The organism is Metasolibacillus sp. FSL H7-0170, assembly GCF_038593115.1.
Lineage (GTDB): Bacteria > Bacillota > Bacilli > Bacillales_A > Planococcaceae > Metasolibacillus > Metasolibacillus fluoroglycofenilyticus.
This window is the reverse complement of the sequence record NZ_CP151964.1, coordinates 288,367-307,211: the sequence shown is the minus strand read 5'-3', so window position 1 is coordinate 307,211 and position 18,845 is coordinate 288,367. Positions and strand designations below refer to the sequence as shown.

General features: G+C 37.9%; 20 protein-coding genes. 3 read left to right on the top strand and 17 right to left on the bottom strand.

The features are described 5' to 3' along the window. Positions 1-73: 73 nt before the first annotated feature. The 13 genes from MHH70_RS01395 to nusB form a co-directional block, all read right to left on the bottom strand. Positions 74-784, bottom strand: a complete 711-nt coding sequence (locus tag MHH70_RS01395) for a glycerophosphodiester phosphodiesterase family protein (protein WP_066162732.1) — start codon at positions 782-784, stop codon at positions 74-76. Beyond that, a complete protein-coding gene (locus MHH70_RS01390) occupies positions 785-2,356 on the bottom strand; it encodes a FapA family protein (RefSeq protein ID WP_107942832.1) in 1,572 nt (523 codons plus the stop codon). It abuts the gene before it with no gap. Positions 2,357-2,835: 479 nt separating this feature from the next. Continuing rightward, positions 2,836-3,633, bottom strand: a complete 798-nt coding sequence (spo0A, locus tag MHH70_RS01385) for a sporulation transcription factor Spo0A (protein ID WP_066162726.1) — start codon at positions 3,631-3,633, stop codon at positions 2,836-2,838. Between the two features lie 316 nt (positions 3,634-3,949). After that, the gene (locus MHH70_RS01380; protein WP_066162724.1) at positions 3,950-4,876 is read right to left on the bottom strand and encodes a SpoIVB peptidase S55 domain-containing protein; all 927 of its coding nucleotides are present in this window, start codon (positions 4,874-4,876) and stop codon (positions 3,950-3,952) included. Between the two features lie 277 nt (positions 4,877-5,153). Beyond that, on the bottom strand, positions 5,154-6,845 hold the full coding sequence (gene recN, locus MHH70_RS01375; RefSeq protein ID WP_342472324.1) for a DNA repair protein RecN: 1,692 nt from the start codon (positions 6,843-6,845) through the stop codon (positions 5,154-5,156). 13 nt (positions 6,846-6,858) lie between these two features. After that, positions 6,859-7,308 (bottom strand): transcriptional regulator ArgR, encoded by a 450-nt coding sequence (gene argR / locus MHH70_RS01370; RefSeq protein ID WP_066162719.1) that lies wholly within the window; start codon positions 7,306-7,308, stop codon positions 6,859-6,861. 169 nt (positions 7,309-7,477) lie between these two features. Then, positions 7,478-8,302 (bottom strand): TlyA family RNA methyltransferase, encoded by an 825-nt coding sequence (locus tag MHH70_RS01365; protein WP_066162716.1) that lies wholly within the window; start codon positions 8,300-8,302, stop codon positions 7,478-7,480. Beyond that, positions 8,299-10,200 (bottom strand): 1-deoxy-D-xylulose-5-phosphate synthase, encoded by a 1,902-nt coding sequence (dxs, locus tag MHH70_RS01360; RefSeq protein WP_066162715.1) that lies wholly within the window; start codon positions 10,198-10,200, stop codon positions 8,299-8,301. The genes MHH70_RS01365 and dxs overlap by 4 nt, the downstream gene beginning before the upstream one ends. 342 nt (positions 10,201-10,542) lie before the next feature. Beyond that, entirely contained in the window at positions 10,543-11,418 is an 876-nt protein-coding gene (locus MHH70_RS01355) for a polyprenyl synthetase family protein (RefSeq protein ID WP_342473143.1), read from the bottom strand. 3 nt (positions 11,419-11,421) lie between these two features. Beyond that, positions 11,422-11,649 (bottom strand): exodeoxyribonuclease VII small subunit, encoded by a 228-nt coding sequence (gene xseB, locus MHH70_RS01350; RefSeq protein WP_066162712.1) that lies wholly within the window; start codon positions 11,647-11,649, stop codon positions 11,422-11,424. Next, positions 11,642-13,003 carry an exodeoxyribonuclease VII large subunit gene (gene xseA / locus MHH70_RS01345; RefSeq protein ID WP_066162708.1) on the bottom strand — a complete coding sequence of 454 codons (1,362 nt, stop codon included), beginning with the start codon at positions 13,001-13,003 and terminating at the stop codon, positions 11,642-11,644. The genes xseB and xseA overlap by 8 nt, the downstream gene beginning before the upstream one ends. Before the next feature lie 246 nt (positions 13,004-13,249). Beyond that, complete coding sequence (folD, locus tag MHH70_RS01340) at positions 13,250-14,098, bottom strand: bifunctional methylenetetrahydrofolate dehydrogenase/methenyltetrahydrofolate cyclohydrolase FolD (protein WP_342472323.1); 849 nt, start codon at positions 14,096-14,098, stop codon at positions 13,250-13,252. 21 nt (positions 14,099-14,119) lie between these two features. Then, entirely contained in the window at positions 14,120-14,506 is a 387-nt protein-coding gene (nusB, locus tag MHH70_RS01335) for a transcription antitermination factor NusB (protein WP_066162702.1), read from the bottom strand. 212 nt (positions 14,507-14,718) lie between these two features. On the opposite strand from nusB, the gene MHH70_RS01330 reads away from it, so the two are divergent. Further along, positions 14,719-15,342, top strand: a complete 624-nt coding sequence (locus tag MHH70_RS01330; protein WP_342472322.1) for a hypothetical protein — start codon at positions 14,719-14,721, stop codon at positions 15,340-15,342. Between the two features lie 415 nt (positions 15,343-15,757). Here MHH70_RS01330 and MHH70_RS01325 read toward each other — a convergent pair whose 3' ends face one another. Next, on the bottom strand, positions 15,758-16,021 hold the full coding sequence (locus MHH70_RS01325) for a hypothetical protein (RefSeq protein WP_342472321.1): 264 nt from the start codon (positions 16,019-16,021) through the stop codon (positions 15,758-15,760). 141 nt (positions 16,022-16,162) lie between these two features. On the opposite strand from MHH70_RS01325, the gene MHH70_RS01320 reads away from it, so the two are divergent. Together MHH70_RS01320 and yhfH are read left to right on the top strand one after the other, a co-directional pair. Then, the gene (locus MHH70_RS01320) at positions 16,163-16,459 is read left to right on the top strand and encodes a hypothetical protein (RefSeq protein WP_342472320.1); all 297 of its coding nucleotides are present in this window, start codon (positions 16,163-16,165) and stop codon (positions 16,457-16,459) included. A gap of 196 nt (positions 16,460-16,655) precedes the next feature. After that, entirely contained in the window at positions 16,656-16,781 is a 126-nt protein-coding gene (gene yhfH / locus MHH70_RS01315) for a protein YhfH (protein WP_082798910.1), read from the top strand. A 44-nt stretch (positions 16,782-16,825) separates the two neighbouring features. Here yhfH and MHH70_RS01310 read toward each other — a convergent pair whose 3' ends face one another. From MHH70_RS01310 to MHH70_RS01300, 3 genes are read right to left on the bottom strand one after another with little or no spacing between them, the layout of a single operon-like run. Beyond that, entirely contained in the window at positions 16,826-17,557 is a 732-nt protein-coding gene (locus MHH70_RS01310) for an ABC transporter permease (RefSeq protein WP_342472319.1), read from the bottom strand. After that, positions 17,554-18,282, bottom strand: coding sequence for an ABC transporter ATP-binding protein (locus tag MHH70_RS01305; protein ID WP_342473142.1), 729 nt, complete (start codon positions 18,280-18,282; stop codon positions 17,554-17,556). The genes MHH70_RS01310 and MHH70_RS01305 overlap by 4 nt, the downstream gene beginning before the upstream one ends. After that, positions 18,282-18,719 (bottom strand): helix-turn-helix domain-containing protein, encoded by a 438-nt coding sequence (locus MHH70_RS01300; protein WP_342472318.1) that lies wholly within the window; start codon positions 18,717-18,719, stop codon positions 18,282-18,284. The genes MHH70_RS01305 and MHH70_RS01300 overlap by 1 nt, the downstream gene beginning before the upstream one ends. Positions 18,720-18,845: the final 126 nt, after the last annotated feature.

The window sequence follows — 18,845 nt, the reverse complement described above, 5'->3', positions numbered from 1 at the left end:
TCATAGGTACAATACCTAGCAATCCTTAAAAGGTGTGAGAAAGCGAGTTTTTATTTGCTTTTTCACACCTTATTTAACCCCCTTTTTCACTTACAATATCCGGATAATCCGTAATCCAACCTACAACGACAGGGTGTGGCTGCGTGATAAAAGATTCCTTGCCCGTTATACTATAAAAGCGCATACTTTTGCCTGCATATTCACATGCTTTTAAATAACTGCGCCTATAATACTTTTTATGGGCATGAATGGCATCAATATGCGGTAAGCTATCTAGCTTTCCCCAATCGAATTTTTTCGTTACTAAAAGTGCCGTTTCAATATCAGGTCGATATTTTTTCACCATAATAAGTAACTGCTCATGAAACGATGAAAAATGACTATTTTTAGGAAGTTCAATTGTTTTTAGCAAGGCAATTAGCGCATCATAATTACTCGTTAACGACTCTTTAAGCTCAATATTAAGGGCAACTCTTTCAATAAGTGCCCATTTAATAACATCTTGTAATAATGGCATTCGTTTCGCTGAAAAAATACGTGAAAAACGCTTACCTAAGCGGTAATTTTGTAATTCTGCTAGGGTACAGTCTTGCACAAGACGATTAATACCTGTTAAACGCTTTATATTATTATCGTGAAAAACTATTAATTGCCCATCTTTTGAGCATTGCACATCCAATTCAATCCCATTCGCCCCAAGCTTTAACGCTTTTCGGAATGCCTCCATCGTATTCTCAAGCTCATACGCAGAAGCCCCTCTATGCGCGTAGATTGGCATGCCCATCTATACGTTCAACTCCCCTGATTCCAATAAAAATGTACCATTCGTCATTTTTGTTAAAAGTGAAGATTTTTTACCAATTTGAATATAGGTACCTGGGTATGCTTCTTTCGTAATTTTAATTTCTTCTTTTCCAGCATTGTGTAAATTATTAATATTGACCTTTATTTCATAATCTAAGTTAGATACATATTTCTTTAATGCCGCAATTTTCTGTTTAACTTGCTCTACAACAGCGGCTTGCTGACTGTTTAATGTACTTTGCGTTGATAAAATTCTTTGTAATTGCGTTTCATACTTCACTATTTCATCTTGCTCATTTTTTAATAACTTCGCTTTTTCCTGAATTATCGCTTGTAGCTCTTTTTTATTAAATGTATTAATAATGAGTTCTGTGCGGCGCTCCAAGTGATTGCCAGAAATAGCGGATATAATAACATCTTTCGCTATCGCTGTGCCACCTATAATTTTTCCCTTACGCTCATCTAATAAAATTGAATTTGCAGTTAAATTTGAGCCTAATGCATAAAATCCAATATGAATATCACCATTTGCCCTTAAATTCGCTTCGTTCACATGCTTAATATATATATTTCCTGCTGCCTCTATTTCTGTTTCTCCCAAGCCAAAAACACCACCGCGAATATATATATCACCCTCTAATGAACGAATCAGCTTTGCACCAGATAGACCTTCCGATGACTCAATCGAAATATCACCTTTCGCTATAACGGAAAAGCCGCTTTGCACCGTCCCCCGAATTGTTAAGGAGCCTTGGAAGTCTATATTGCCTGTTTCAACACCAACATCATTATTAACTGATAAATGGTGATTAATCGTTAGCTGACCTTGCACCTGACCGAGTGCCCCTGCATATTTAGAGCGCAGAACTGTTTTTCCGTCCTCTTCCACCTCATATGCGGCTTTGCGGTCATAGCGCAAAGAGGCATCTTTCCCAGGTGCTGCTGCTATTACTTCGCCATAAATTGTTTTTCCGTCAATCCCCGGTTGTGCTGGTATCTTTTCACCTAACCAGCTATCCTCATGTATTTCAAAAATAAAGTTCATCTCATAGTAATCGGCTTTTCCATCTTCTCGAATAACTGGTTTGCGCTCAGGTATTTCTAAATATGTAGTTTTCGCATCCTCACCTTTAATTGCTGGTGTACCTTGTGCAATTAAATATGCTTTTGCTGGAACTATTTCATCTATTAGAATCGGTTGAATACCATGAATAATCCTTTTTTCCTGTAAAAGTCTTTCAATTTCTGCTACAAACTGTTCCCTATTTTGACGTAGCGTATCCACTGTCTCATAAATAAAAAGCGAGGCAGACATGTTGTCACGTGCAACCTCAATTTCAATGCTAGGTAACCATATGCCAATTTCAATAGCATTATTATTTTCTGTGCTTAATACATTTTTCAATACAGCAAAATTAGTAAGCTTGACACGTGGTAGCGATCTTAGAATAGTATCAAAGTCCTTTAAAGGAAAACCAGATTTTATCGTTCGAATAAATACCTTGCCATTTTGCTCTGTCATTTCAAAAAAGTCATTCGTAAAAATAGTCACAAAATTCCCCCTTTCCCTCTTATTTAGTATATACAATAAACAGGCATTTGTTTAGTTTGTTTTCCAAAATGCTCAATTCAGTAGAATTTTGTTAATTTTATTGCATTTATTCGCTTTTCACTACAAAATAAACAAATAAAATACTCAAATTACTCTAAATTAATACAAAAAATAGGTTAGGTCTTTAGAACTGTTTTATTCTATCTTTAGTACACATTTAGCCTTTTATTAAAATAATCCGATATTAAAAAGCAATTTTATGAAATATTCTAATTTCATAAAGAATAGCATCTTTTTCGCGAGCATGACCCCAGTAATTTTCCCACTTGCATATTCAGATAAGAAGTTAAAATAAAGTGCAAAAAAGGTGCGAGAAAAGATAAAACTTTTCCACACCTATTTTAAAATTAATTTGAAATGCTCGACTATTGTTTTGTTAATGACTTACTATTTATTGGTCTAGAATTAGTACGCTACTTTTAACTCGCCACAATTTCAATACGAATTTTATCAGCAATCATTGCAATAAATTCCGAGTTTGTTGGCTTTGATTTTAGATGGTGAACCGTGTAGCCAAACATTTCGGAAATCGATTCGTAATTGCCTCTGTTCCACGCCACTTCAATCGCATGGCGAATGGCACGCTCTACGCGCGAAGGCGTTGTATTGAATTTTTGTGCGATATCTGGATACAAAATTTTAGTTACAGAGCTTAGGAGCTCAATATCGTAATAAACCATTTGAATGGCTTCACGTAAATATACATAGCCTTTAATATGTGCAGGTACACCAATTTCCTTAATAATTGCAGTAATTGTCGTATCAAGCTGACGCTGGTCTACTTTTTTTGCCTCTTTAGGCTGTAATACACTTGTGCGTTGCTGCTTTGTCGGCTCAGGTATGTGCTTCGCGCATTGCAGGATTTTTTGTTCTAGTTGCTCGAATTCAAAAGGCTTTAGCATAAAGTAGGAAGCACCATAATTAACAGCTTGCTTCATCACATCTTCTTGCCCAAAGGCAGTCAGCATAATTACTTGCATATCAGCTAAACGCTCATCATTATACAGTGTCTCTAGCACAGCTAAGCCATCAAGATGAGGCATAATTATATCGAGCAGCAATACATCTGGTTGCTCCTCTTCTAGCATTTTAATACATACTTTACCATTTTGTGCAGTCGCAATTAATTCGATATTAGGATGATTTGTGAAATATGTTTCCATCGCTTTCAACAAATCTCGATTGTCATCTGCAATTGCTATTTTTACTTTTGACATCCATAAAGCCCCCTTAAATAATTTATTTCCACAGTTTCCCCTATAATTTCACCCCATAGATGATCAATTCGCTAATTTCTACTCGAAAGTTGCTACTATCATGTTGATTGGATTATGGAGCACCGCTTTTGAGTTTTCGACATAACTAATTAAAATCCTTTATTATGTATTAAAAATAAGTATGAGGTTATAGATATTCCTTATGCATTGACAAAAAGCTACTTTTTTCCACAAATTATTCTAGCCATCTTTTTCTATTTTAACCGAAATATTCGTAAAAGACTATACCCGAAGCATAGGTATAGTCTTTTAGTCCTTATTTCGGAGATTTTTTTAGCATTTCACCAATCGACAAAGCTGCTCCTTTTGCAGGATGTTCGACAAACATATGCGTTACCGCTCCTACAAAACGGTCATTTTGAATAATTGGACTGCCGCTCATCCCTTGCAAAATACCACCTGTTTTGCGCAGCAATTTAGGATCTGTCACACGAAACACAATATTCGCTCCATCAATTTTATCAATTGTAATGGTGAAAGCTTCAACTTTTTCTCCCTCAATTGCTGTTAACAATTGTGCCTCACCACGTTTTATTTCCGATTCATGCATAATTTCAATCGGTTGTCGCAAACTTTTTTGTAAACCTTGCTCCCATTCACCAAATACACCGTAGACATTGTTAAATAAAACATTTCCTAAACGCTTCTGTTCTTTGTTGACAATGGAAATTTTATAGCCAGGTTGACCAGGCTCACTTTTTTTCACTTGGGTAATGGAGGCTAAAAAAATGGCACCAGTAGTAAATGGAGGTGGCATTGTAAGAGCACTATCTACAATTTGATGTCCAAGTGCTCCGTATTCATTCGTTGTAGGATCAAGAAATGTGAGTGTTCCAATGCCATCTGTTTCATCTTTTAAAAAGGGCATCATATTGTTTATTTCTTCACTTGATAATTGTAAAACTTTTTCTTTATTGGCACGTTCGATACGTAGCTCTGCTTGCTCCTTAACCTCAGTAAGTTGACCAAGCTGATTGATTTCTTTTCCATCAATCGCGAGCACCTTATCACCTTGTTTAAGCCATTCGCCATTTGGTAAAAGTATATCATGTGATACATAAACAAATGGTAATTTTAACTGAATACCAATTGATTGCCCCATAGGTATTAGCTCTTTTGCTGATACTTGTATAGGTATTAAAATAAAAAAAACAACTAACAAAAGATTACGCAAATGGCACATTTTTATGTCACCTCCTTTCTTATCTTACCGATACTATGTGCGGACTTTTAATTAGTTATGAACGGTAAATATTTGTCGTTTAGGTGATAAAAAAATTGCGCCTCTTATCTATGCCTCTGACTGTGCCTTTTATATAAAATTGGGCTAAAAAATAATAAAAATTCTGCTTTATTTATCCATTCGGGAGAAGCTAATACTTGGGTAAAAAGGAGAAGGTTGTATGAAAGCAAATGCGCTAGCCTGCTTTCATACAACCTCTATTCAAACAATTCACTTGTTATTGCATTGCCTGTTTTCTTGCGTCCGCTATTTCTACAAGCTCTTGAGCATGCTGCAATGTTAAATCGGTAATTTCTGCACCGCTCATCATACGACTTACTTCCTCAATGCGTGCACGCTCTTTAATTTCTGTAACCGTAGTAAATGTTCTGTCATGCTCTACTTGCTTTTTAATTAAATAATGCTGATCTGCCATCGCAGCCACTTGCGGTAAATGAGAAATGCAGAGCACCTGTGAATGGATGGAAATCGCTGCGATTTTTTCAGCAATTGCTTGCGCAACACGCCCACTGACACCTGTATCTACCTCATCAAAAATAATGGATGTAATACCATTTGTTGAGGAGAAAATAGTCTTTAATGCAAGCATCATACGTGACAATTCACCACCAGATGCAATTTTCGGTAATGATTTAGGTGGTTCACCAACATTTGTCGCAATGTAAAATGCCACATAATCCTTACCATATGCATCAAATCCTTCAAGGGATTCGAATTTGACAATAAACTCTGCCTTTTCCATATGTAATACACGCAACTGTTCCATAATTGCTTCACTTAGTAATAAAGCTTGCTTTTTACGTATTTCAGTTAATGTGGAGGCTAGCTGTGTAAGTTCTTCCTCCATTTGACTTAAGCGCAATTCATTTTTTTGTATTGTTTCATCGCGATTCATCAATTGCATTAGCTCAGCCGCTATTTTATCATAATATGCTAAAATTTCTTCAACGGTTGTACCATATTTGCGCTTCATTGTTTGATATTGCGCTAAACGTTGCTCAACTTCGTTTAAACGTCCCGCATCAAATTCCAATTCGTCCAGCACATTTTTAATTTGATAGCTTGCATCCTGCAATGCATAAAAGCTCGTTGTCACTGCCTCAGTAGCCTCTTTAAAATGCTCATCTAATGAAACGATATCCTCCAGCGCTGACATCGCATTCCCTATATAATCTAAGCCATGCTGCTCTCCAGAAATCGCCTCATAGGCAATACTTGCACGTTCAAAGATTTTATGGAAGTTCATTAATCGCAAACGTTCCTCCATTAGCGCATCTTCTTCCCTGAGCTTTAATGCAGCTTCCTCTAGCTCATTCATTTGAAATTGATATAAATCAATGCGCTGTGCCATTCTTTGCTCATCTAAACTAAGCTCAGCCACTTCACGCTTTAAGCTACGGTAAGCCTCATACTTCTCATTATATGCCGCTAAAAATGACGAAAGCTCTTCATAAGCGAAATGATCCAGTAAGTTGATATGCTGCTTTTCATCCATTAATTCTTGATTTTCATGCTGGCCATGTATATCAATAAGGCTACCACCAATCTCCCGTAACACGTTAGTTGGTACAAGCTTGCCATTGATGCGACAAACGCTTTTGCCATTATCATTAATATCACGACGCAAAATAATTGTGCCGTCCTCATATTCAATTCCGGCTTCGTCTAATTTTGCAAAGACAGGGTGATGGTCATCCATGATATGAAATAAGCCACCTAGCTCCGCTTTTCTAGCACCGTGGCGAATAAATTCATGGGAACCACGCCCACCGGCTAGCAAATGAACAGCATCAATGATAATGGACTTTCCTGCACCCGTTTCACCAGTTAAAACCGTTAACCCATCCGCAAAGCTCACTGTTAAATCATCTATAATCGCAAAGTTTCGAATACTTAGCTCTCTTAACAAGAAAACCCACCTCTTATAGCATGTCTAATAAACGTTCTTTAATCACTTCTCGGTCTGCCTCTGTACGACAAATTAGTAAAATTGTATCATCACCCGAAATAGTTCCTAATAGCTCATCCCAATCTAAATGATCAAGTAAGGAAGCGATTGCATTTGCATTTCCCGGCAATGCTTTAACAACTAGAAAATGTGACGCACCATCAATGCTAACAAAAGCATCTGCTAACGCACGACGCAGCTTTTGAATTGGATTAAAGCGCTGATCTGCGGGCAGGCTATATTTATAACGACCATCTTGCATTGGCACTTTTACTAAATGAAGCTCTTTAATATCGCGCGACACAGTTGCCTGAGTGACATTATAACCTGCATTTTTCAAATGCAATACTAAATCATCCTGTGTTTCTATTTCATTATTTGTAATAATGTCACGAATTCGAATATGGCGTTGACCTTTATTCAATTCCCTCACCTCTTATGAATAATTATGTATTTGTATTAATAACACTACCATTTCATTCATAAAAGCACAAGAAAAATAGGCATTGGCAAATCAATTATGCGTGAGCATATTGGCACCTTTACCTATTTTAAATTTTAACCCCTATTAGCAAGATGAAAATGTGATGCTTTTATTTAACCTTTAATTCGCGATGCGCTTGCTCCACAATTTGCTCAAAATGAACAAATGGAGCAATCGTTTCCCCCTCTTTCGGATTAGCGAGATGGAATAAAAATTCAATATTCCCTTCGCCACCTGTTATTGGTGAATAGGACGCATCCTTCACAACAAAACCGAGTTCCGTTGCCATAATAGCGGTGTTTTGAAGCACCTCTAAATGAATTTTCGGATCACGTACAATGCCCTTTTTACCGACATTTTCTTTCCCAGCCTCAAATTGAGGCTTGACTAATGCCATTACATCACCACCAGGTAATAATACCGTTTTCAGTACAGGCAAAATAAGTGACAAGGAAATAAAGGATACATCTATTGTCGCAAAATCAGGTAATCCTTCGGTTAAATCTTCCGGCTTTGTATAGCGAAAATTGGTTTTTTCCATTACTGTTACACGCTCATCAGAACGGATTTTCCACGCTAATTGGTTTGAACCTACATCTAGAGCATAGCAATGACGTGCGCCGTTTTGCAGCGCACAGTCCGTAAAGCCACCTGTGGATGAGCCGATATCCAGCATTAATTTGCCTTCAACTGACATTTCAAATATTTCGAGGGCTTTTTCAAGCTTCAAACCACCTCTACTCACATATTTTAGCTGTGAGCCTTTCACTTGTAGCGGCGCATCAGTAGCAATTTTTTCTCCTGCTTTATCAATGCGTTCCTCGTTTGAATAAACAAGTCCTGCCATAATGGAGCGCTTTGCTTTTTCACGTGTTTCACAAAGCCCACGCTCCACTAATAAAATATCTACACGCTCTTTCGGTTGCTTCGTCATACCGTTTTTAAATCCTCTTGCTGCTTTAATTGAACAAGCTTTTGCAAACGACGAACCGCTTCCTCTGCTGTCACATGTATTTCAGCTAATAATTCATCTACATTGCCATGCTCAATAAATTCATCAGGTATACCGATGCGGTCAATAAATGTATTGTACTGATGCTCAGCAGCAAATTCTAAAACAGCGCTACCGAAGCCACCTTGCAATACAGCTTCCTCAATTGTTAATATTGGCATATTTTCTTGCATTAACTTATGCAAAATCGCCGTATCCAATGGCTTAATAAAACGTGCATTGATAATTTTCACGCTAATTCCTTTTTGCTGCATCGCCTCTGCCGCTTCAAACGCCATTGGGATTGTTGTACCGAATGTTAAAATTGCTGCATCCGTTCCTTCACGTAGCACTTCCCATGTGCCAATTGGAATCGCTACCATTTCCTCATCGAGCACTACACCAATGCCATTGCCACGTGGATAACGTAGCGCAATTGGACCATCATTATATTCAAGCGCCGTTTTTACCATATGTTGCCCTTCATTTTCATCCTTCGGCATCATTAGTACGATGTTCGGGATATGACGTAAAAAGGCAATATCAAAGACACCTTGATGCGTTTCACCATCTGCTCCAACTAAACCAGCACGGTCAATGCCTATAAAGACATTTAAGTTTGGCCTTGCAATATCATGCAACACTTGGTCATAGGCGCGCTGTAAAAACGTTGAGTAAATAGCTAAAAACGGCTTCATTTCTTGCGTTGCAAGGCCTGCTGCCATCGTTGCTGCATGCTGTTCAGCAATCCCTACATCAAAGAAGCGTTGCGGGAAATCACGTTGAATACCTTCTAATTTGGAGCCAACAGGCATCGCCGGCGTAATCGTTACAATACGTTCATCTTCCTTCATACATTTGCGCACAGATTCCGCAATTAAGCTACTCCATGCAGGACCTGTTGTAGTAGATTTTACAAAAGCCCCTGTTTCCATTTTATATGGACCTGTTCCATGCCATGTACCAACGGTATCATCTTCTGCCGGCTTATAGCCTTTACCCTTTTTCGTAATAACATGCACTAATACAGGGCCATTTACTTTTTTCGCATAATCTAATGTTTTTTCAAGTGCCTCAAAATCATGCCCATCAATCGGCCCTAAATACTTAAAGCCTAGCTCCTCGAAAAAGACGCCTGACACTACTAAGTATTTTAAGCTATCTTTCACTTTTTCTGCAGTTTGTGCTAGCTTGCCACCGACAACTGGAATTTTATTCATTAAAGTCTCTAGCTCTTCTTTTGCTTTTGAATATTCCTTCGCTGTACGTAATCGACCTAACACATTATGCAGTGCACCAACATTTGGAGCAATCGACATTTCATTATCATTTAAAATAACAATCATATTCGTTTTTTCATGACCGATATGATTCAACGCCTCTAGTGCCATACCACCTGTTAAAGCACCATCACCAATAATTGGAATGACATAGTTATTATCCTTTTTAATATCTCGCGCAGCAGCCATACCCATCGCGGCTGATAAAGATGTTGAACTATGCCCTGTTTCCCACTCATCATGTTCGCTTTCAACACGTTTTGGGAATCCACATAAACCTTTAAATTGGCGTAATGTATCAAACTCTCCAGCACGTCCTGTTAATATTTTATGAACGTAAGCTTGATGCCCCACATCCCATAAAAATTTATCTTTCGGGCTATTAAACGTTTTATGCAACGCAATTGTTAGTTCTACAACACCTAAATTCGGCCCAATATGCCCTCCTGTTACGGAGCATTTTTCTATTAAAAATGAGCGAATATCTGAAGCTAATGCCTCAAGCTGCTGCTGATTTAATTTTTTCAAAAAGGATGGATTAGTTATTTTAGTTAAATCCACCTCATTCACACACCTTTACATTTATATATTCACCGTATTGTGATTTCTCTATTATAACAGCGTCCTCTGTCCATGTCATAAAATATGCTGTTTTTCCTATGAAACAACTCTTTCTGTCATAATACAATAAGCAGTTGTTTCCTTGAAAACTAGAAAAACAGCTAGTATCTGTCAATGAATGCTAACTAATATTGAAAATATGTTCTCTGTTTCAATATTTCCTCTACATCAATTACTTTTCGTATCTTCATCCCGCCATTTATAGAAGTGGGGAACTTCTATACCTGTCGCATTGCTACCGGTACTAAATAATTTGCTGTATCAAGTTAAAGCTTCATTGTACTATTTATTACGTTTCACAATATAGGTAGCCAAATCTCGCAGTACACTGCTGTCTCCAGATAAACGATTTAATGCGGCAAGCGCCAAAACAAAATGGTCGTTTAATTTTTCCTTTGCTCCTTCTAAAGTAAGCAATGCTGGGTACGTGCTTTTCTCGCTTGCAATATCTTTTCCTGCTGTTTTGCCAAGCTGCTCTGTCGTACCTTCAATATCTAAAATATCATCCTGAATTTGGAATGCTAAGCCAATGTGATGTGCGTACTCTACTAGCGCTGCGCGTTCTTCTGCTGTAGCACCTGATAAAACAGCTCCCGATTCAATGCTAAAGCGCAGTAGTGCACCCGTTTTATTCATATGCACTTGCTCAAGCTCTTGTAAATTTAATTGACGTTTTTCGCCATCCATATCCAACACTTGACCGCCAACCATGCCTTCTGCTCCTGCAGCCACACTTAGTAAATCGATTAGTTCAACTTTCACGTCATTTGCAACTGGCATGCGTGCTAAAATTCCGAAGCTTAAAGTATTCAATGCATCGCCAGCAAGCGTTGCTAATGCTTCCCCATAAACGATATGGTTCGTTGGTTTGCCTCTGCGCATATCATCATCATCCATACACGGTAAATCATCATGAATGAGCGAATATGTATGAATCATTTCAACACATGAGCCGACTGTATAAGCAGGGACAAAGTCTGTTTTAAAATAATCGCAAACCGCAGCAACAAATAATGGACGAATTCTTTTTCCACCCGCTTTTAATGAATAAAGCATCGATTCCTTTAATTGTGCAGGTGCAACAATTTCCCCAACTAAATCATACATTCTGTTCTCAATAGCTGGTGTATGCGTTTCAATAAATGTTGTTAATGGCATCAATTAATTCTCTCCATTTCCCGTTTGAAATGGCTGTTTATTGCCATTTTCATCAACGATTGATATTAGCTGTTGTTCTGCATGCTGCAATTTATCATTACAAAACTTGGAATATTCCATACCCTTTTTATATAAATCAATGGCTTCCTCAAGGGGCACTTCGCCTTGCTCCAATTTTCGTACAATTTCTTCCAATTCAGTCATTGCTTGTGCAAATGTTAAATTATCCATCCGTCATTCCCCCTTTTTCTAGTTCGACGTTTGTCACCTTCGCATGCACAATCCCATCTTGGTAATGAATTTCAATCATATCATCAACTGTTAATTGGGCTGCATGCTGAATAAATTGCGCCTCCCGATACGTCACATTAAAGCCTTTTTCCATAATGGCTAAAGGATTTAACGCTGCAAGTGTTCGAATCGCCGCATGCAATTTTGATTTTTCATTACTTAATCTGAGCTGCATTGTGCGACTAAGCTCCACTTTCAGTTGCACTAATTTCTGCTGCTCTATTTGTAGGGCATTTTGTGGTGAAGAAAGCTGCATTTTAGTAAAAACTTTCTCTGCCTCATTGCGTTTTTTCAACATATATACATGCATTGCTTGCTGTAGCTTCATATCGTTATGTGTCAAACGCTCAATAAAAGGTCGATACAATTTTTCAGGTGTTGCAAGCGGATATGATTGCTGATATTTCTGTAGACGATTTCTTTCAAAACGAAGTTGCGCTGTCACCATATGTTGCAGTCTAGCTACATTCGCTACAATGCGTTCCTTAAGCTCATGTTGGTTCGGTACAGCAAGCTCAGCTGCTGCCGTTGGTGTCGGCGCACGTAAATCTGCTACAAAATCCGCAATCGTTGTGTCTGTTTCATGTCCAACAGCGCTAATAATGGGAATTCGGCTTTCGAAAATAGCCCGCGCTACAATTTCTTCATTAAAAGCCCACAAATCCTCAATCGAGCCACCACCCCGCCCAACAATTAAAATATCACATTGCGCTAGTTTATTTGCCAATCTAATATTGCTGGCAATACTTGCGGCCGCACCAGCACCTTGCACAAGGGTTGGGTAAATACAAATTTCCGCCTGTGGATAACGTCGTCCGAGCGTCGTACAAATATCGCGAATTGCTGCACCAGTTGTTGCTGTCACAACCCCAACGGTTTTTGGGAAGGGCGGTAAAGGCTGTTTAAAATTTGGATTAAACAAGCCCTCTTTTTGCAAGGTATCTTTCAGTTGTTGGAACGCAATAAATAAACCGCCAACACCGTCTGGTTCCATTGTTTGTACATAGAGCTGGTAAACACCCGCTGTTTCATAGACGTTAACATCACCACGAATATAAACCATCATCCCTTCCTCGGGCTTAAAGGCTAGCTTTGTTGCTGCAGCGCGAAACATTGTTGCTTGAATGCGTGCCGCATCGTCTTTCAATGTAAAATAAATATGGCCAGAGCTATGAACTTTCACATTCGATAGTTCCCCCTTTACATATACTTCACGTAAATGGGGGTCTGCATCAAATTTTCTTTTAATATATTTAGTCAATGCTTTAACAGTTAAATAAGAAGAGTTGCCCAAACTTACATCTCCCCTTTCTTATTTATTCATTTACCTTGTGTAGTTAATCGCGAAACATGCAAAAAATGGGGCTGTCTAGAAAGGAGCCCGCTTTCTAGCCAGCCAAAGCTTGTAGATTACATATTCGAATAGCAAGGGTTTCCTCTAAAGTTATATAAATTGCTACTATTCGCGGCGCAAAGGAGCTGTCTCAAATGCTGTTAGACAACTCCTTCTCATTCTTCATTGAAGATTTTAAATTTAACTTTACAATGTTTTTGCTGCTGCTTGTACTGTGTTTGCTAAAAGCATCGTAATTGTCATAGGGCCAACACCACCAGGTACTGGTGTAATATGTGAGGCTATACCATCTACTGCAGCAAAATCAACATCGCCGCATAAATGATTGTCCTCATCACGATTAATACCTACATCAATAACAACCGCGCCCTCCTTCACATGCTCTGCAGTAATAAAGTTGGCACGCCCTACTGCAGCGATTAGAATATCAGCCTGCTTTGTGAATGATGCTAAATCTGGTGTTTTAGAATGTGTATACGTAACAGTTGCATCCTTTTGTAGTAACAGTTGCCCCATTGGCTTTCCTACAATATGGCTACGTCCTACGATAACGGCATGCTTACCCGCCACATCGATTCCGCTAAATTCCAATAGTTTCATTACTCCATAAGGCGTACAAGGTAAATAAGTTTCTTGCCCAAGCATCATTTTTCCTACGCTAACTGGCGCAAAGCCATCAACATCTTTATTAGGAGAAATTGTCGCAATAACTGAATCTTCATTAATGTGCTTTGGTAATGGTAGCTGCACAAGAATGCCATGAATATCATTGCGCTCGTTTAATTGGCGAATATGTTCAAGTAACTCTTGCTCTGAGATTGATTCTGGCAAAGCAATTAGCTCTGAATACATACCGATTGCTTCACAAGATTTTTGTTTATTTGCTACATATGTTTTAGAAGCAGGATTATCTCCAACCAATACAACAGCTAAACCAGGTGTGATACCTTTTGCTTTTAGTTCCTCCACTTGTTTTGCTACAGAGCTTCTAATTTCTTGACCAATTTCTTTTCCATTTATAATTGCACTTGACATACTACAGTTCCTCCCAATTCACTATGCTTGTTCTGTAAATTTCGAAAGCACGCCATTTACAAATTTGCTTGATTTATCATCGCCAAATACTTTACACAATTCAATCGCTTCATTTAGTACAACTCGGTTTGGTGTATCTGGCATAAATAACAATTCATAAACGGCTAAGCGTAATACTGTTCGTTCAATTTTCGGTAGACGATTTAATGTCCAATTTTCTAGTTTGTCGCTAAGCGCTGCATCAATTTTTTCTTTTTGCTCCGCAGTCCCACGCACCAATTGCTCAAAAAAAGCATTGGATGACTGTTCTTCTAGAACATGCCCGATCGCTTCTTCAATTGGCAGCTCCGTACTATCTAACTGAAATAGCACCTGCAATGCTTTTTGACGTGCATCATGTCGCTTCATGATAAAAACTCCTTCATTAATCAATTACATCTCTGCTAACCCACTTGTATCAAGATAACATTCCGTCTTATCATAGCATAATTTCCCTGTCATAGCACAGCTTGTTGTAAATTTTAAAAAATTAAAACGCTTTCATTTTGTCGATTACTTTTCAATGCTGTTAATGTTTGGCTTTATTTGTTAAAATAGTATCGTAACGAAGGAGGAGCAGCATGTCATATACAGTTTTTCTTATATTGTTTGCAGTTGTTTTAGGATTGCTAGGTGGGATTTTTAACTTGCCGTTTTGGCTAATTATTGCAGCTATTTTTGGATTAAGTCTTATTCGAATTGGCTATATCTACTATATCGTTCAGCTTTCCCAAAATACGAAAACAATCCATGCATTTTTAGAAAAAAATAAAAAGCAGCTTGTTTATGAGTATGTTTTAGCAATTGGTAACGGCTCTGTCGCTGAACAGAGAAGGATAATAGATGCCATATTAAAAAAATACCCATCACAGATGATGCAGGCTACATATAAAATGAATAGAGCACTATTAGAGCGAGATTACACACTTGCCATGCAGGAAATTCAGCCAATCACTGAAAAATCTCTTGGTCAATATTGCATCGCAATGATTTATGCCTTGCAAGGCAAGCACGAGCAAGCATTACAAATCCCTCTAAAACATCCTTGGCAGAAAGCTCTCGTTGAAACCATTATCGCCCACAATGAGCAAGCGGCGAATTATGAGGACAAAAAGATGCAAGCAATTAGCCTGTCACGTGGGATTCAACGCTATATAAATACATATTTCTTGCGAGATTTGGAACAACAAAACGAAGCGGTCTGAAATTGATTTCAGACTGCTTCTTTTGACGCGTAATCATAGAGGCGAATATTTAATATATTAGCTTCACTATTTCTTTTTCGTTTCAAATGCAACAAAACCCTTATTTCCACAATCTTTATTTATACCTTTTCATTAAACCTTATGTATAGTATGTGGTGAATTTAGGTGCAAGCGAGATGTAAAATGATAAATGAAACACTTCTAGCAGGTATCCTAACAATGCGAATAAATAAAATCGAGCCGTTCAGATAGAACTTTTTTCTGAATAGCTCGATTTGCTTTTCTTCGATTTCGCATATAAACGCCCTACTGCTTTACGAAATCGTGGCTCTGTATCTGTTGCTTCATTTTCGGTATATAATATTGCGCCTATAGTACTCATCCTAACAAAACATGGTTGAATAGAAATAAAATTCTACTCCGCAACAAGTTCATTAGCAATAGCTAATAATTTTTCCAATGCTATTTTATCCTCTGTTACTTTTACTTGGCTAATTGTTATAAACATATTGTTATGCACGAACATTAGCTTTTCCTGTGTCGCATCTTCAGCATCTTGCTTATTTCTTAAGATGCCATAGCAATAGCAGAAAATTTTCGCATAATATTGTTGGAGAATTTGTTCCTTTGCATTCACTGCTTCGTCTTCTCCACGATACATTATCGTTTTCGAATACATACGCCCCCACCTTTCTACTTAATAAGACAATTCACTGGAATGAAATGTGACATGATTAGTGAAAACAAGTGCTTTTTTTCTACGTATGACCTCCTCTTTTTACGAATATACTAAATAATAGTAAAAGGAGGATTGTCATTTATGTTATTGCTCTTTTTAATTAACCATTGGATCTTTTTTATTTTAGTAATGATTTTAATGATACTTGGAGGGCTTTTAAGCTTTCTACTCCCTCGTATTCCGTCGTTCATTTTCATTGTGCTTTTTGCTCTAATTAGCTTCGGCTATACACGCTTATACGACGCAGCTTACTTCACAATACCCATCCTTCTTATGACATGTATCTTCACTGCCATTCCTATTGTACTTGTTAAATATACATTATATTTACAGCGCGTTGGGGAACGCTTAGAAGCATCAACTTCAAAATCCGTGTAATTATTTTCAAAAAAATCGATGCTGTTGGGGAATGCATGTACAAGCTATTTCCTAACAGTTTTTTTCTATGTCACAAAATTGACATAATAAATAACTAAATTTTCTAACTATTCTGTTGACCATTTCATCCTGTTATAATACAATACAAATATAAATAAAATTATATATAACAGTTATCCATAAGGAGGAATATACAATGTTAGAAAACGTAGTAGAATTTTTCAGAAATTTACCGGAGAAAACTTGCGTGCAATGCGGCAACAAAATGGAAGAGCAAAGTGAATGCTACAGCCATAGCTGCGAAAATTGCAGTTCTCTATAAACGAAAAGACCATCAACATTCAAATTGATGGTCTTTTTACATAATTAATCTACTTGCATCTTTCTTTTAAACACTAAAATGGCAACTATTAAAAGCAATATGCCGTAACCTAATACCCAACTCAAATTAGTAGTAATGCCACTTCTCATACCACTTATAATGGCTTTCCCCATATCCACAGCATGTACAAATGGTAATTTATAAGCGACCGTTTTAAAAGTATTTCCTACAAGCTCTAGGCTAAACCATGTGCCTGATAGCCATGCGACTATATTTGTCAATAAACCACCACAAATGCCTGCAACTGCTTTTTCATTGAAAATACTACCGCATAATAAACCAATGCCAATAAATATAATCGAGGTAGGTAGTAGCATTAGCCATGCCATAATAATTTCTATAGATGCGTTCATACCTAGTAATATCGCGACACCGTAGCAAATACTTCCTTGTACGAGTGCCATTGGAATTAACGGTAGCGTGTAGCCAATAATATAATCAACCGCTGTCATCGGTGTTGTAAATAGCCTTGAGAGCATTGAGCTTGCTCTATCATTGGCAATTAATTGCGCTGAAAAGAGCGACATAAAGGACAGGCTGAATACAGCAATCCCCGGTGTTAATTGCTCAATTTGAAATAAATCATTTGGAATATTTTTCCCAATAGCTGTTAGTAGTAATAAAATAACGATAGGCAAGCCAATGCCAAATATTAATGTAAGAGGGTCACGTAAAATTTCCTTTGCTGTGCGCCCCGCGAATGCAAGCGCCCTCATCCAATCACTCCTCCTACAATACGGATAAAGGCATCCTCAAAGCGCTCTGTTGCTGTTTGCTGTATTAATTCCTGTGCTGTCCCAAGCGCTTCTATATGACCATCTTTCATAATGCATATATGGTCTGCTAAAGCTTCTGCCTCTTCCAAATAATGTGTCGTTAAAATCAAGGTCACCTTTCCCTTTAAGTTTTGAATGACCGCCCATAGCTCACGTCTTGCCAAAATATCTAAGCCTAATGTCGGCTCATCGAGAAATAAAATTTCAGGTTCGCTAATTAATGCCACCGCGATGCTTAGCCTACGTTTCCAGCCGCCCGACAATATTTTACTACGCTGCTTTTCAACAGGATGCAGAGAAAATAATGTCAGCATTTCCTCTACTTTGCGTTCCGCTAACGTTTTATGAAAACCATGAACGCCTGCCATAAGCCGCAAATTTTCTCTTACAGATAGATTTGGTGCAATCGCTGTTTCCTGTGGTGAAACGGCGATTAACTCCTTAAGCTTTTGCTTGCCTGTAATAATGCTATTTCCTAACAAAAACGCTTCGCCTTCTGTTGGCTTGATTAAGCAAGATAACATATTAATAAGCGTTGTTTTTCCAGCCCCATTCACGCCGAGCAAGGCAAAAATTTCTCCTTGCTGAATGGTGAATGATAATGGATGAACTGCTGTTTTAGTTCCATATTTTTTACCCAAGCCACGGACATCAATGGCAACAATCATTCGCTTTCCTCTCTTTCCAATTTATTCATTCGAAGCGCCTCGCTGAAAAACTTTTGCGTATAGCTTTCTGGTATAATTGCCAACCCACGTTCCTCATCTCCAACAATCACAAGTGCATCGCCCACCTCTATTTTGAACAAATCTCTCGCCCTTTTCGGAATAACAATTTGTCCTCTTTCTCCGACGACTGCGACGCCAAATAAATGCTTGCCCTTTGGTGCAATCCCTAGCCAAATTTCGTCTTGATGATTCACTAAGTCATCCAGTGTCACATCATATAATTTTGCTAGCTCTATACAACTTGTCATATCAGGAATTGATTCACCCTTTTCCCATTTTGCTACAGCCTGACGTGAAACATTAATTTTTTCTGCTACCTCTTCTTGTGTATATTGATGCTTCTTTCGCAATTGCTTCAAATTCACACTTATCATATTTTTCATCTCCTCTTTTTTATTATTTCCGATTATTACAGCATCGTCTATCAACTAACAGTAACATGAATGTTAATACTAGTTACCTTCGTGTTTTTCTTTATTCACGAAACTTTCTGAACTATT